This window comes from Nocardiopsis sinuspersici, assembly GCF_001998325.1.
In the GTDB taxonomy this organism is placed as follows: Bacteria; Actinomycetota; Actinomycetes; order Streptosporangiales; family Streptosporangiaceae; genus Nocardiopsis; species Nocardiopsis sinuspersici.
On the sequence record NZ_MCOK01000001.1, the window covers coordinates 1778645 to 1792854 of the forward strand.

15 protein-coding genes are annotated in these 14210 nt (G+C 73.0%); 5 read left to right on the plus strand and 10 right to left on the minus strand.

Annotation, left to right across the window (positions count from 1 at the left end):
• Positions 1-282: 282 nt before the first annotated feature.
• Positions 283-906: a YHS domain protein gene (locus NOSIN_RS07475; RefSeq protein ID WP_077690035.1), complete on the plus strand. Its 624-nt coding sequence runs from the start codon at positions 283-285 to the stop codon at positions 904-906.
• Positions 907-930: 24 nt separating this feature from the next.
• Here NOSIN_RS07475 and NOSIN_RS07480 read toward each other — a convergent pair whose 3' ends face one another.
• Positions 931-4089, minus strand: coding sequence for a BTAD domain-containing putative transcriptional regulator (locus tag NOSIN_RS07480; RefSeq protein WP_077690036.1), 3159 nt, complete (start codon positions 4087-4089; stop codon positions 931-933).
• A gap of 232 nt (positions 4090-4321) precedes the next feature.
• Here NOSIN_RS07480 and NOSIN_RS07485 point away from each other — a divergent pair, with 232 nt between their 5' ends.
• Positions 4322-5395, plus strand: coding sequence for a hypothetical protein (locus NOSIN_RS07485; protein WP_227014440.1), 1074 nt, complete (start codon positions 4322-4324; stop codon positions 5393-5395).
• A gap of 50 nt (positions 5396-5445) precedes the next feature.
• Positions 5446-5907, plus strand: coding sequence for a GNAT family N-acetyltransferase (locus NOSIN_RS07490; protein ID WP_077690038.1), 462 nt, complete (start codon positions 5446-5448; stop codon positions 5905-5907).
• Positions 5908-5961: 54 nt separating this feature from the next.
• Here the strand turns inward: NOSIN_RS07490 and NOSIN_RS07495 are convergent, their stop codons facing one another.
• The 3 genes from NOSIN_RS07495 to NOSIN_RS07505 all read right to left on the minus strand — a co-directional run bounded on the left by NOSIN_RS07495 (position 5962) and on the right by NOSIN_RS07505 (position 8192).
• On the minus strand, positions 5962-6594 hold the full coding sequence (locus NOSIN_RS07495; RefSeq protein ID WP_077690039.1) for an MBL fold metallo-hydrolase: 633 nt from the start codon (positions 6592-6594) through the stop codon (positions 5962-5964).
• Positions 6591-7676, minus strand: coding sequence for an S-(hydroxymethyl)mycothiol dehydrogenase (locus tag NOSIN_RS07500; protein ID WP_077690040.1), 1086 nt, complete (start codon positions 7674-7676; stop codon positions 6591-6593). Before NOSIN_RS07500 ends, NOSIN_RS07495 begins: the two co-directional genes overlap by 4 nt.
• 102 nt (positions 7677-7778) lie before the next feature.
• The gene (locus NOSIN_RS07505) at positions 7779-8192 is read right to left on the minus strand and encodes a LysR substrate-binding domain-containing protein (RefSeq protein WP_375539647.1); all 414 of its coding nucleotides are present in this window, start codon (positions 8190-8192) and stop codon (positions 7779-7781) included.
• A 112-nt stretch (positions 8193-8304) separates the two neighbouring features.
• Between NOSIN_RS07505 and NOSIN_RS27690 the strand changes: the two genes are divergently transcribed.
• Both NOSIN_RS27690 and NOSIN_RS07510 read left to right on the plus strand, forming a co-directional pair.
• Positions 8305-8661 (plus strand): helix-turn-helix domain-containing protein, encoded by a 357-nt coding sequence (locus NOSIN_RS27690; protein ID WP_236743320.1) that lies wholly within the window; start codon positions 8305-8307, stop codon positions 8659-8661.
• Positions 8658-9464 carry an RNA-guided endonuclease InsQ/TnpB family protein gene (locus tag NOSIN_RS07510; RefSeq protein WP_227014439.1) on the plus strand — a complete coding sequence of 269 codons (807 nt, stop codon included), beginning with the start codon at positions 8658-8660 and terminating at the stop codon, positions 9462-9464. The genes NOSIN_RS27690 and NOSIN_RS07510 overlap by 4 nt, the downstream gene beginning before the upstream one ends.
• A 115-nt stretch (positions 9465-9579) precedes the next feature.
• Here NOSIN_RS07510 and NOSIN_RS07515 read toward each other — a convergent pair whose 3' ends face one another.
• The 6 genes from NOSIN_RS07515 to NOSIN_RS07540 all read right to left on the minus strand — a co-directional run bounded on the left by NOSIN_RS07515 (position 9580) and on the right by NOSIN_RS07540 (position 14109).
• Complete coding sequence (locus tag NOSIN_RS07515) at positions 9580-10077, minus strand: LysR family transcriptional regulator (protein ID WP_236743321.1); 498 nt, start codon at positions 10075-10077, stop codon at positions 9580-9582.
• A 171-nt stretch (positions 10078-10248) separates the two neighbouring features.
• A complete protein-coding gene (locus tag NOSIN_RS07520; protein ID WP_077690042.1) occupies positions 10249-10749 on the minus strand; it encodes a hypothetical protein in 501 nt (166 codons plus the stop codon).
• A gap of 112 nt (positions 10750-10861) precedes the next feature.
• Positions 10862-11308, minus strand: a complete 447-nt coding sequence (locus NOSIN_RS07525; protein WP_077690043.1) for a MarR family winged helix-turn-helix transcriptional regulator — start codon at positions 11306-11308, stop codon at positions 10862-10864.
• 133 nt (positions 11309-11441) lie between these two features.
• Positions 11442-12251 carry a peptidoglycan recognition protein family protein gene (locus tag NOSIN_RS07530; protein ID WP_077693468.1) on the minus strand — a complete coding sequence of 270 codons (810 nt, stop codon included), beginning with the start codon at positions 12249-12251 and terminating at the stop codon, positions 11442-11444.
• Positions 12252-12590: 339 nt separating this feature from the next.
• Positions 12591-13622 carry a phosphatidylinositol-specific phospholipase C domain-containing protein gene (locus tag NOSIN_RS07535; protein WP_077690044.1) on the minus strand — a complete coding sequence of 344 codons (1032 nt, stop codon included), beginning with the start codon at positions 13620-13622 and terminating at the stop codon, positions 12591-12593.
• Positions 13623-13764: 142 nt separating this feature from the next.
• Positions 13765-14109, minus strand: a complete 345-nt coding sequence (locus NOSIN_RS07540; RefSeq protein ID WP_077690045.1) for a DUF3817 domain-containing protein — start codon at positions 14107-14109, stop codon at positions 13765-13767.
• Positions 14110-14210: the final 101 nt, after the last annotated feature.

The following is a 14210-nucleotide window of genomic DNA, read 5'->3' on the forward strand; positions in this document are numbered from 1 at the left end:
GCTAGGAGCATGCCATCCCCGCTTTACCCGATGAGTCGCGTGATCCGAATTACGCTGCTGGAAGCCCGTACTGGCAGGGGGTTTCGCGTCCTTGTGACGACGCCCATGCGGACGGACCCGCTGCCCGCCCACCGCGTGCTGCCAGACCGTGCTCTTCGAGCCGCTCCGGTCCCGCGCCCGGTGCCCGAGGGCCGTCCCCGCTGCGCTCGCCGCGGTCTGACAGCCGATCGGCAGCCTCCTGACAGGACGGTGGGGCACCGTCCGTCGTGGAGGTGTTTTCCGATGATGTTCATCGAGTTGTTCGTCCCCGAGGGCACCCTCGACCCGGAGCGGCTCCGCCGCCTGGCCGAGCGCCTGGGGACCGTGGCCGAGCTGACCGAGGGCGAGAAGATCTACGAGGGCTGGGAGCAGGTCCTGGGCTCCCTGTTCCAGGTGGTGGTGCACGAACCGCGGGTGTGGGTGGTCGACCAGCACGCCCTCGGCGCCGACGCCGCGCCCCGGTACATGGTGCGCTTCCACGTGCCGGGCCCGTGGCGCAAGGCCATGAGCGGGGCCGTGGTCGCCTACGCCACCAAGGTCATCTCCGAGGTCGAGGCCGACTCCGGGCGGCCCTACCGGGAACCGGTGGTCCAGGTGCAGGTCATGGGGGTCACCGAGGGCAGCATGGGCGTGTTCGGCAAGGCGGTCGGCTCCGAGGGGATCGTGGAGATGATGAGCGATCCCTACCGGGAGGACCTCGCCCAGGGGCGCGCCGCGCGGGACCCGCTGTGCGGGGTGATCGTTCCGCTGAACGACGACACCGTCACCCTGGAGTGGGAGGGGACGCTGCACGCGTTCTGCTGCTCCGACTGCCGCGAGGAGTTCCTGAGGAAGCAGAGGAAGCGGGAGGAGAAGGCCCCGGCGTAGGGACCGCGCCGGAGGGAGGCGTTCCTAACGGGCGGTCAGGCCGTCGCGTTCCGCGCGGACCGCCGCCAGGGCCTCTCCCGCCGTCAGGCGGCTGGCGCGGTCGTAGGCGGCGCGGTGGGCACGCAGGTCACGGGTCAGCCGGGCGACGTCCGGGTTGCACGGGTTGGGGCCGCCGCGCAGGGCGTGGGCGGTCCCCAGGATCCGCGCCGCCCGCTCCGGCTCCCCCCTCCGGAGGAGCAGGTCGGCCACGCCCACGGCCACCTGGGCGAGCATCGGCATGTCCGGCATGGCGTCGGCCAGCGCGAAGGCCTCGCCCAGGTGGCGGGCGGCCGCCTCGGGGTCGCCGGTGGCCGCGGCCAGGTATCCGGCCGCGGCCGAGTACAGGGCCCGGTCCGGCGGCTCCCCGTCCCGCACCACCTCGCGGGCGAGGCCGAGGTGCCGCCCGGCCCCGGCCAGGTCGCCGTCGTGGCGGGACAGGTCGGCGAGGCAGACCCGGGCCAGGGCCACCTGGCGGATGGACGCGGCCTCGGCGACCACCTCCTCCAACCGGGCGCGTGCGCCGTCGCTGTTCCCGGTGTCGACGTGCGCCATCGCCAGCCACACCCGCTGCCCGTGGTGGGTGCCCAGCTCGCGGGTCAGGGTCTGGGCCTCCTCCAACATGGCGACGGCCTCGCCGGTGTCGCCGGTCGCGGCACGGGCGTAGGCCAGGGACATCAGCAGCATCGACAGCCCCCACCGCTCGCCGGCCTCGCGGAAGGCGGCCACCGCGTGCTCCACGTCCTTCGGGCCGAAGCCGGTGTCACCGGCGGTGCCGTCCAGGAAGGAGCGGGCCAGCCAGAGCATCGCCCGCGTCCAGGGGTCGGGGTGGGCCAGGTGCGGCTCCAGGGCGGCCGTCCCGTCGGCGGACCGGCCCTCGGCCATGGCCAGCAGCGCCGCCACGAACGCTCCGACGGGGTCCGACGCGTCCGGCGGCGGGCCGACGACGGCCCGGGCGTCGGTGAGCTCGCCCGCGAACGTGGCGTTGAGCAGGTAGGCGGCGGCCGCGCGCAGCCGCGCCTCCCGCACCAGGTCGTCCTTTCCTCCCGAAGCAGCGGAGTCCTCCTCCGCCCCGGCCCGCCCGGGAGCGCCTGAGCCGTTCGTGTCCTGCCGGGAACCGCCTGAGCCGTCCGCGTCCGCGGCGTCCCCGCGGTGGCCGGGCCCGTCCGGGGAGCCGTGGGCGGGGCACGGCGCCGACGCGCGCAGGACCGGCCGGAGGTGGACGACGGCGCTGGCGTGGTCGCCGTGCACGGCCCAGAACATGCCCAGCGCCGCACCCAGCCGTACGGCGGTCCCGGTGTCGCCGGCCTCGCGGGCGTGTCCCAGGGCGGCGAGCAGGTTGTCGCGGTCGGCGGACAGCCGGGCCAGCCACTCCGTCTGCCCCGGTCCCCGCAGGTGCGGCTCGGCCCGCTCGGCCAGGTCCAGGAAGCACGCGGCGTGGGCGGCCCGGGCGCCGTGCAGCCGGTCGGTCGAGGCCAGGCGCTCCAGTCCGTACTCGCGGATGGTGTCCAGCATCCGGTACCGGTCGCCGTTCGTCTCCAGCAGCGACTTGTCCACCAGGGAGTACAGGGTCTCGGCGGTGACGCCGACGTGCTCGGCGGCCGCCACGGTGAGGGACGAGGCGAAGACGGACAGCCGCTCGGCGGCGTCGCGTTCGGTGCCGGTGAGCAGGTCCCAGCTCCACGCGACCACCCCGCGCAGGGTGCGGTGGCGGGGCGGTGCCGTACGGCTGCCACCGCCCAGGATCCGGAACCGGCGGTCCAGACCACCGGCGAGCGTCTCCAACGACATCGAGCGCAGGCGTGCGGCGGCCAGTTCTATGGACAGGGGAAGGCGGTCCAGGCGCCGGCAGATCCGGGCCACCTCGCCGGTGGGGGAGAAGTCCGGGCGCACCGCCCGCGCCCGGTCGGTGAACAGCTCTTCCGCGGCCTCCGGAGTGAGCGGGGAGACCGGGCACAGGGCCTCCCCGGGGACGCCGAGCGGCTCGCGGCCGGTGGCCAGGACACGCAGCCGCGGGCAGCGTCCCAGCAGTTCCTCGGCCAGCCGGGCGGCCGAGTCGACGACGTGCTCGCAGCAGTCCAGGACCAGCAGGGTGTCGGTGACGGACAGGGCTTCCACCAGGGTGGACACCCGCAGGCCCAGCGCCCCGGCCACCGCGTGGGGAACGGCGTCGGGTTCGGTGACGGCTCCCAGCTCCACCAGCCATGCCCGGCCGGCGGTGTCGGCGGCGGCGACCGACGCCAGGCGGGTCTTGCCCACTCCGCCGGGGCCGACCAGGGTGACCAGCCTGTGCTCGGCCAGCCGCTCCCCGACGAGCCTGCGTTCGTCCTCCCTGCCGACGAAGGTGGTCAGCGGGGCGCGCAGGTTGCCGCGCGGTGCGGGCACGGGCGCGGGTTCGGGAGCGGGTTCCTCGCGCAGGATCCGCAGGTGGAGGGCGCGCAGCTCCGGCCCGGGGCCGGAGCCCAGCTCCTCGGCCAGGCGGGTCCGGTAGGCCTCGTAGGCGGCCAGGGCCTCGGCGCGCCTGCCCTCGGCGTCGAGCACCGTGACGAGCAGCGTGCGCAGGCGCTCGCGCAGGGGGTGCGCGGCGGCCAGCCGCTCCAGTTCGGCGGCGCGCGGGGCCTCGCCGGGAAGGGCCAGCCCGGCCTCGGCCCGGTCCTCCAACGCGCCCAGGCGGACCTCCCGCAACCGCACCACCGCGGCCTCGGCGTAGGGCAGGGGGCCGACGTCGGCCAGAGGGTCGCCCCGCCACAGGCCAAGGGCCCGGGAGAGGTGTTCGGCGGCCGCCGCGTGCCGCCCGGACCGCAGGGCGTCGTGCCCCCGCAGCACCAGGCGTTCGAAGAGCAGGGCGTCGACGGCTTCGGCGGGAACGTCCAGGCGGTACCCGGACGGTTCGGAGCGGAGGAGGCCGGGCTCGGGCAGGGCCCGGCGCAGCCGGGAGACCAGGGAGTGCAGCGCGGAGACGGGGTTCTCCGGTCCCTCCGCCGCCTCGGCCTCCGGCCAGAGGGCGTCGGCCAGGGTGCGGTGGCCGACCCGGTGTCCCGCCTCCAGCGCGAGCCGGGCCAGCAGGGCGCGCAGCCGGGGACCGCCGACGTCCGTGGTACGGCCGTCGGCGACCACTCGCAGGGGACCCAGGACTTCGACACGCATACCGGCATTCTCCCCGAGACCGGGACAGGATCCACCCCGGACGTGCCCACAGGAGCCTCCTCCCCCGGAAACCGCATCTCCGAGATCCCGGGCGGATCCGCTCCGCTTCCGGAAAAGGAGAATTGAATGATCGAATGCCCGCGTGCTAACCTGGCGGGGTAGGGTTTTTTCGAGAAAAGGTATTTATCTCCCGGCGGCTTGCTTTCCTGTTTCCTGTGATTATTCTGGGAATATGCCGAAACCCCTTTCCTCCGTCGTGCTGTCCGCGTCGGTCATGGCCCATCCCAGCAGAAGCGGATCCGCCCGCCGGGTCCTGGACTCCCTGGGGATCGCCGACAGCTCCCTGGCCCTGGACCCCGATCCCGGTGGTCCGCCCAGTTCCCTGCGCGCCTCCCAGGTCGCCTTCTCCGACGCGGCCCGTTTCGACTCCACCCACCACCTGGTCCTGCAGGACGACGTACGCGTGTGCGCGGACTTTCCGGCGTCCGTGCGCGAAATCGTGGAAAGGCACCCCGAAGCCGCGGTCTCCCTTTTCGTGGAATGGGGTTCGCGCACCGCCTACCTGGCGCGGTGGGCGGTTCTCACCGGATCCGGCGCGGTCCCCGTCATCAACCCCTACATGCCCACGCTCGCCCTGCTCCTGCCGCGGGACCTGGCGATCGGCATGGGCCGTTTCATGGAGGACGCCGGCGGCCGTTCCGACGACCGCGCCGCCCTGCGGTTCCTGCGGGAGCGCGGGGTCCCCGCCCTGACCGCGGTGCCCAACCTGGTCGAGCACGAGGACCTGCCCAGCCTCAAGGGCAACGACGACCACGGGATCCGGCGCTCGGTCTGCTTCGCCGCGGAGGGCGCCCGCTTCGACGGGACGGTCCTGGAGGTTCCCCCGCTGCTGCCGTTCCTGCGCTGGAACACCTGCGACACCGTGGTCATCGACACCGCCCACGACGTGCCCGAGGCCCACCGGCCCACCCTGGAGGTGCTGGGGGAGTGGGGCGCGCGGCCGGAAGAGTTGCGCCGGGCATGCGCCGAGCACCTGGGCGCCGAGTCGGGTCCGCTGTTCGCGCTCTGGCTCACCGCCGTGGCCCTGGGCGCCGTCCAGGAGCGGCACTGGCCGGGCACCGTGGCCGGGTTGCGCGGCCGCCTGGACGAGCCCCTGGTCCGGCGCGCGCTGGCCGGTCTCGCGCCGGGGGCGCTGCGCGTCTTCCTCGACCCCGACCGGCTCACGGAGCGCTCCGGACGGTTGGTGCCCGCGCTGCTCACCGCCATGGAGCACGGCAGCGGCCTCGTCGCCGGGCAGCCCGCGTGAGCGGACGGAAAGCGGTGGTGACGGTCGGAGCCCGAACGTAGGGTGCCTTCATGAGCCATCCCTCCCTCCGCCTGGCGGAGATCACTCCCGACAACGTCGTCACCGCCTGCGGGGTGAAGGTCCGCGAGGACCAGAACCGGTTCGTCGCCCCCGTGGAGCGCTCCCTGGCCGAGGCCTACGCCGCATGTGGGACCGCGTGGCCCCGGCTGGTCATGGACGGCGACGAGGCCGTCGGATTCGTCATGGCCAACTTCCAGCCCGAGGAGCGGGAACCGGACTTCCGGTGCGGTATCTGGAGACTCAACATCGCCGAGGGCGGGCAGGGCCGCGGTTACGGACGGTTCGCCGTCCAGGCCGTGTGCGAGGAGGCCCGCCGCCGGGGCAACGACCGCGTCACCGTGATGTGGGTGCCGGGCGAGGGCGGTCCGGAGGACTTCTACCTCAGGCTCGGTTTCCGCCCCACCGGACGGGTGCTGGGGGGCGAGACGGTCGGCGAGATGCTCCTGCGCTGACACGGGTCCGGGCACCGCCGCCGGGGCGCGCCGCGCGCCCCGGCGGACGTCCCCTCAGTGGCCCCGGTCGATCCACTCCTGAAGGTGCGGTGCCTCGGCACCGATCGTGGTGGAGGGACCGTGCCCGGTGTTGACCACCGTCTCCTCCGGCAGGCTGAGCAGCCGGTCGCGGATGGACTCCACGATCGTGGGGAAGTCCGAGTAGGACCGCCCCGTCGCCCCGGGGCCGCCCTGGAACAGGGTGTCCCCGCTGAACAGCACACCCAGCTCGGGGGCGTACAGGCACACCGCGCCCGGGGCGTGTCCCGGGGTGTGCAGCACGGTCAGCTCGGTCCCGGCGATCTTGATGGTCTGCCCCTGGGACAGCTCGGCGTCGGGCGCCCTGTCGGGGTGGGTCATGTCCCACAGCACCCGGTCGGCCGGGTGCAGCAGGATGGGCGCGCCGGTGGCGTCGGCGAGCGCCGGAGCGGCGTTGACGTGGTCGCTGTGCCCGTGCGTGCACACCACCGCCACCAGTTCGCGGTCGCCCACCACGCCGAGGATGGCGTCCGCGTCGTGCGCCGCGTCGATCACCAGGGCCTGGTCGCGGTCGCCCACCACCCAGACGTTGTTGTCGACCTCCCACTCTCCGCCGTCCAGGGCGAAGGTTCCCGATGTGGTCAGGTGCTCCACTCGTTCGACGCTCACAGCATCACCACCGATCGCAGGACGTCGCCGCGCTCCATGCGGGCGAAGGCCTCCTCGACGTCGTTCAGTCCGATCTCCTCGGTCACGAAGCCCTCCAGGTCCAGACGGCCCTGCAGGTACAGGTCGACGAGCATGGGGAAGTCGCGCGAGGGCAGGCAGTCGCCGTACCAGGAGGACTTCAGCGCGCCGCCGCGGCCGAAGACGTCCAGCAGCGGCAGGTCCAGGCGCATCTCCGGAGTGGGCACGCCGACCAGGACGACCGTGCCCGCCAGGTCGCGGGCGTAGAAGGCCTGCTCGTAGGTCCTGGGCGTGCCCACGGCGTCGATGACCACGTCGGCGCCGAAACCGCCGGTCAGGTCGCGGATGGTCTCGACCGGGTCGGTGTAGGAGGCGTTGACGGTGTGGGTGGCGCCGAAGCCGCTCGCCCATTCGAGCTTGCGGTCCTCCAGGTCCACGGCGATGATCCGGTTGGCCCCGGCCAGGCGCGCGCCGGCGACCGCCGCGCTGCCCACGCCGCCGCAGCCGATGACGGCGACCGAGTCGCCGAGGCCCACGCCCCCGGTGTTGATGGCGGCGCCGATACCGGCCATGATCCCGCAGCCGAGCAGGCCGGCCGCGGCGGGGGAGGCCTGCGGGTCGACCTTCGTGCACTGCCCGGCGGCGACCAGGGTCTTCTCGGCGAACGCGCCGATGCCCAGGGCGGGGGAGAGTTCGGTGCCGTCCTCCAGCGTCATCCTCTGCTCGGCGTTGTGCGTGTCGAAGCAGTACTGGTGCCGTCCCCGGCGGCAGGCGCGGCAGTCGCCGCACACCGCACGCCAGTTGAGGACCACGTGGTCACCGGGCTCGACGGTGGTCACGCCCTCGCCCGCGGAGTCCACCACACCGGCGGCCTCGTGGCCGAGCAGGAACGGGAACTCGTCGTTGATGCCGCCCTCGCGGTAGTGCAGGTCGGTGTGGCACACCCCGCACGCCTGGATCCTGACCACGGCCTCGCCCGGTCCCGGATCGGGAACCACGATCGTGGTCAGTTCGACGGGTGCTCCCTTGGCACGGGAGATCACCCCTTGTACCCGCTCGGACATCCTTGCTCCCCACATGTGGCCGGAGGCGGCGCGGGTGCGCGCCGCTCCCGTCACCATGCCCCGCAGGGCTCGCACATGTCCAACAGGTAGGGCCTGTGGGATTCATGAGTCGAAGTCATCAATCGGGTGCTCCCCGCGCAACAGGTCGACGAAGGCCCGGGTGGCGGCGGAGGGCTTCGCGCCCCTGGGCGTGGCCAGAGCGACCCGCCACCGTGTGTCGCTCGGCAGCGGCACGCTCCGCAGCCCCGCCGCCTGCGGCTTGTCCACGACCGGGCGCGGTACCACCGCCACCCCCATCCGCCGGTGCACCAGGTCCAGCAGGGTGTAGACGTCGTTGACCTGCAGCGCCACGCGGCGGGTGACGCCGAACTCGCCGAACGCCCTGTCCGCGCAGTCGCGCGCGCCCCATCCCGGGTGCAGGTCCACGTAGTCCTCCCGGGCCAGCAGCGGCAGCACGTCCTCGCCGCCGAGCGCGTGGTCGGGGGCGGCCAGCAGCATCAGCGGTTCCTCGGTGATGTGCCTCCTTTGCGGCGCGGACCCCGTCCTTCGGGTCGGGGATAGCCGCTCCCATCGGAATGTCGTAGGCCACCGCTAGGTTCGGTGCCCGCTGGAAGGAGGTGGTGACACCGTGTTGACGGGGTTTCGGTACCGGCTCGCGCCCACCGGCGAGCAGGCCGGGTTGTGCCAGGTCTACGGCGATATCTGTCGGGCGGTGTGGAACACCGGCCTTCACCAGCGCCGTGAGGCCGTGCGCCGCTGGCAGCGCGGCCAGGACCTGCCGTTCTGCGGTTACCACCTCCAGGCCCGCCAGCTCGCCGAGGCCAAGACCGAGGAGGAGTGGTTGAAGACCGCCCCCTCGCACATCCTCCAGCAGGTCCTCAGGGATCTGGATGCGCGTGTCGGGACCACGGCACGTTCGGTGTCCGTTGGCGTGCCAAGGGCCGGTGGAAGCCCTCCTTCCGCTTCCCCGACGGTGGGCGCATGAGCATCCAGCGCCTGGGCCGCAAGTGGGGGCGCCTGAAGCTGCCCAAGCTGGGATGGGTGCGGTTCCGCTGGTCGCGCTCCCCGAAGGGCACCGTCCGGTCGGTCACCGTGTCCCGCGACGGCGCTTACTGGTACGTGTCGATCCTGTGCGAGGACGGCCAGACCACCCCCCGGGCGCATGAGCGCTCCGACAGCGCGGTGGGGATCGACCGGGGTGTGGTGGTGGCGGTGGCCACCTCCGACGGCGACCTGTTCAACCGCACCTTTCACACCCCCAAGGAGCACGAGTGCGAGCGCCGTCTGCGCCGGCGCCTGTCCCGCCAACACAAAGGCTCGGCCAACCGGGCCAGGACCCAAGCTGCCCTGTCGAAACTGACCGGGCGGGTGCGGGCTCGGCGCGCCGATTTCGCCGCCCGGACCGCGCGTGTGCTGTGCGGTCAGAACGCGGTCGTGGTGTTGGAGAAGCTCCACACCACGAACATGACCCGCTCGGCGAAGGGCACCGTCGACGCCCCGGGCACTCATGTGCGGCAGAAGGCGGGGTTGAACCGGGCGATCCTGGCCCGGGGGTGGCACGGGTTCAAGCTGGCCGTGGTCAATGCCGCTCGGCGGACCGGTACCCAGATTGTGGAGGTCAACCCCGCGTACACGTCCCAGACCTGTCATCCGTGCGGGCATGTCGCACCGGAGAACCGAGAGAGCCCATCGGTGTTCCGGTGCGTGGTGTGCGGGTACAGGGCGCATGCGGACGTGAACGCGGCCCGGAACACTCGTGCGCGCGGATGGACTAGCCCTTCGGGGTGAACCGTGCCAGCCTGCGGAGACCTCTGGGGTGCCATGTCGGTGAAGCAGGAACCAGCGCGCGCTGTGAGGCGCGTAGCGCCACCGGGCCGCCAGGCCTGGTCGGAATCCTCTTCCTTCAGGAAGAGGAGGAAGTCAAGTGCCGAAGGTCCACCCCCTCCTCCGCGAGCAGCGTGCCCGCCACCAGGGCGGCGTCCAGGCGCCCGGCGCGCAACTGGTCCAGCAGTTGGCCGGTGCCCGCCTGCTGGAGGTTGATGACCACCTCGGGGTGCCGGGAGCGGTAGGAGTGCAGCAGCGGGGCCGCCTCCACCACTCCCATGCACTGCTCGGTGCCCAGGGACAGGGTGCCGCGCACCCCGTGGTGGTCGGCGACCATCTCCCTGAGCCCGTCGGCGGCGGCGAGGATGCGCTGGGCCTCGGTGAGCAGCAGCCGCCCGGTCGGGGTGGGGATCACCCGCCGGGTGGTGCGCAGCAGCAACTGTGTGCCCAGGTCCCTCTCCAGTGCGCGGACCGAAGCCGACAGACCCGACTGGGTGATGCCGAGGAGCTCGGCGGCCCGGGTGAAGTGCTGCTCCTCGCACACGGCGGCGAAGTGTCTTAACTGTCGAAGCTCCACCGCGCCAGCCTAGTCATCCGGTCGGGCGGCGGCCCTCAGCGGCCGGGGTCGAGCCCCGCGCCCAGGCCGCCGTCCACGGGGAGTTCCGCGCCCGAGGTGAAGGTGGCCTCGAACCCGAGGACGAGCACGGCGCGGGCGACCTCGGCGACGGTGCCGTGGGACGCGCGCCGGTCACTCCGCCGCGCCGGGACGGACGATCATGAGTACGACGACGACCGCCCACACCAGGTTGTAGATCCCGGCGAGCATCGACAGCGTGCGCAGTCCACCGGGGTCGCCCGGCTCACGGAGCGCGTCGCGCTGGCGCGGGTAGATCTGGGCGGCGAGCAGTACGCCCGCGGCGGCGGTCAGGAGCATCGCGACCGTGATCCAGACCTCGCCCATCCTGCCCTGGAGGAGGGCCAGGGCGATTCCGGCCACGGGGACGGTGATCCCGGCGACGGCGTAACCGCGGGTGATGCGGTGCAGCAGGGCGGCCACGGCGGGGTTGCGCTCTCCGGGTGAGCGCGCTCCGGGCCGTGTGCCCCCGAACGGGGCGGCGGTGTCCCCGACGGCGGCGGGGACGCCTCCGGCGACCGGCGCGAACCGGGGGAAGAGGCTGGTGGCGACGGCCGAGCCGCCGACGAACACGATGGCGGCGAGTACGTGGACCGAGAGCAGCAGGTGTTCCATGGGGGTCTCCCTCATCCTTCAGGTTGCCTGAAGCCTACCCCCTGCTTCAGGCAGCCTGAAGCAGGGGGCGGTCCACGGCCCTGCCAGGGGTCGTCGGAGGAGGGGGAGCCGGTCAGGAGGCGCCCGGGGCGCCGAACGCGGTTCGTATGGCGTCGCCCACCCGCCGCTGGACGGGATCGGCGTCCGGTCCGAACATCCCGGTGTCCACCGCCGACACGGCCTCCTTCGCCGCGTCGAGCAGGCGGGCGCCCTCGGGCGTGAGCTCGATCGCCGAGGCGGTCCCGGCCCGGGCCGTGTGGTCGCGCACCAGTCCGGCGGCGACCAGCGACTTCACCGAGCCGTGCACGCTCTGGACCGTGACCCCCGACATCCGCGCCAGCTCGCTGAAGGAGGCGCCGGGGACCCCGGCGATGTGGCCGAGCAGTCCGAGCCGGGCCACCGTGAGCTCCAGGGGCGCCAGCGCGGTGTTCAGTTCGGCCTCGATCCTGCGCGCCAGGGTCAGGATGATGATGGACGGACTGGTCACGGGCGGATCGGGGCGGCGGTTCTCGGTGCTCACCCTCCCAGTCTCTCCCACCGCGCGGGGCGGGCCCGCACACCGGACCCGCCTGCCCGGAGCACCCGGCCGGTGCCGTGCCCGGAAGGCGCCGTGGAAGCGCCTGAGACCCGCCAGCGGTGTTTCCGGCCGGTTCCTAGCGGGTGAGGTCGTCCGGGCCCCGGGCGGGGCCGTGATAGAAGGCGTGGTCCGGCTCGTGCTCGGGCACGGGCGGACGGGTGGGGCCCTCGCCGTCGGGCACACGGCGGGCGGCGAGGTCCACGACCCGGGCCCGCATCACCTCGGCGACCGCGTCGCGCAGCTCGGGGAGCATCGCGTACAGCACGTCGCCGGGGCACGCGGTGGCGTTGAAGTCGCGGTGGCCGAGGATCGCCCTGTGCGGGTCCAGTTTGTAGGCCGTGCACAGCCACGCCAGGGTCGCCACCAGGGATTCGGACAGGGCCGCGGTGGGCCCCTCCTCCATGTAGGTGCCCTCGTTCTCGATGCCGATACAGGTGCTGTTGTTGTTGGCCACGTGGGCGCCCAGGACGTGGCTTCCCTCGCGGACGGCCGCGAGGCTGCGGTCGCGGCCCTCCATGACGTGGCCGCCGCGGCTGATGGTGAGCTGCTGCCCGGTGTCGAGCCATCCGTTGTTGTCCATGTGGAAACGCTGGATGGCCCGGGACAGGGCGAGCGCGTGTTCGAGCGAATGGTCGGTGCTGTTGGCCGTCGCGGTGTGGTGGACCAGGACGTAGCGGGGCGGGGTGGCCAGGATCTGGACCCGGCCCGCGGGCGGGCGGGCCCGCCAGTCGGCCCGGGTGTACAGGGACGGCTCCACCACCTCGGCGGAGGCGCTCGCGGCGCCGACCGTGGCGAACGTCCCGCCGAGGACGGCGGAGCCCGAGGCCACGACCGCTCCACGCAGGACGGTGCGTCGGTTCGGGCCTGGCCGGTGGGTGCTGTTCATGGCGGTCATGGCTGATCCTTCGCGGTTCGTGTGGCGACTTGCCGGTCCGTCGGGGAACGCGGGATGTCCACGGTGCGCGCGAGGGTGACGTGGTGAGTCTCCCGGCCGTCGAACGGTCAGGCGTCAGCCCCTCAACCAGGTGGACGTAAGCGGATGGATGCGTACAAGGCTGCGGGGAAACGATAGGGCGGACATGTGCGGTTTCTGCTATTCCGTCCCGCCTCTTGGCGGGGCCTTTCCGCTGTCCTCGACACGTTTTTTCCGGGCCGTCCCGCAGAACGCGGAAAGGGGACCGCGGCTTAGCGCCGCGATCCCCTTCCCTGACGGGTTCCGGTGGTGTCAGCCCAGGTCGGAACCGTGCGGAGCGACCATGGAGAGCACATGGGGCAGGCTTGCCCAGTCGCTGGTGACGGTGGTCGCGCCCAACCGGGCGAGCTCGCGGACGCGGGCGGCGGCCTCGTCCTCGGAAGGGGTGCGCGCGTCGATCGCCGGGGACACCGCGTGGGCGTCGGTCATCACCAGCAGGTAGTCGTTCTCGCCGTACCAGGAGGTGTCGACGCCCCCGGCGTAGGAGGGGGCGCTTCCGTCGAAGACCACGAACCACGGACGCAGGTCCTCGGCGTAGCGCCCGCGCGGGTCACCGCCCTCGGCGCCCAGGACGGCCGGGAACGTGGCCGCCTCGCCGACGGACCCCTCGGCGGCCAGGTCGCGCAGGCGCGCCGCCTGCTCCTCGTCCGTCCACAGGTCGTCGAAGGGGTTGCCCTTCTCGAAGGTGCCGGGGGTCAGGTAGACGACCACCCTTCCGGCCAGGGCGTCGCGGGAGGGCCAGCCGTCGGCGCGTACGGCCTCGTCCAGTGTGTCGTGGGCGCCGAGCAGGTCGCCGGGGCGGAACAGGGCGTCCCCGAGCACCTGGTCGGCGAGCGCGTCGAACTCGGCGGGGCCCAGTCCGGAGGCGGCGTGGTAGCCCTTCTTCAGTTCGACCTTCAGCAGCAGCGGCCGGTGGCCGGGGTTGGCCTCGTGCCAGGTGCGCACGTCGCGCAGGCAGTCGGCGAGGTCGCCGTCGCCGCCGTCGCGAAGCCGGTCGGGGGCGGTGGCGCCGGCGCAGTTGTTGTCCTGGCCGACCAGTTCGTGGTTGACACGCCAGGTGCCGAACCACTCGTCGGTCCACACGTCCAGTTCCAGGAGCCCGGCGCCGGAGTCCAGGGCGTCGGCGAAGTAGGGGAACGTGCCCGTCTGGTAGGCGTTGTGCACGCCCACGGAGGTGGTCCGGGAGAGGGTGCCCTCGGCGGCCGAGGCACTGGCGGGAACGGCGGCGGCCAGGGTGAGGACGAACGCGGCGCAGGTGAGCGCGGCCGTGCGAGCGGGGGGCATGGGGGTCCTTCCGCAGCGGGGGTTACTGACTGGTTGTCAACCAAGCACAGGTCACCGTGTGTGCGCAAAGGGTGATATTCCAGAAAATGGCGCGGGGCCCAACAGGACGTGAAGTCCCGTCGGGCCCCGCGAACGGTTCCGGTCAGGCCACGGGCTCGGAGGCCCGGTCCTCGGCGCGAGGCGCCAGCCGCCCGGTGCGGTGCAGCCACCAGTCCGCGACCAGGGTGCCCAGGGGAGGGACGGACGCGGCCAGGGCCACCAGGGTCGGCCACAGGCTCCAGCGCAGGTGGAGCGCGGCGAGGACGGTGACGACCACGTAGGCCACGAAGGCCCCGCCGTGCAGGGGTCCGAAGAGGTGCACGCCCGCCTCGCTGCCGCTGCCCAGGTACTTGACGTACATGCCGCCCAGGAGGCCGATCCAGGTCAGGGCCTCGATGACCGCCACCACGCGGAAGATGGTCGCTGTGACACGGGGACTGATGCTCACGCTGTTCCTCGGACTCGTTCGGGCTCGCTCGGGCCGGACACCGGCGGCTGCCGGACACCTCTCCGGTCCGGGCCGCTCCCAGGCTAGGACACGCTTTCGGG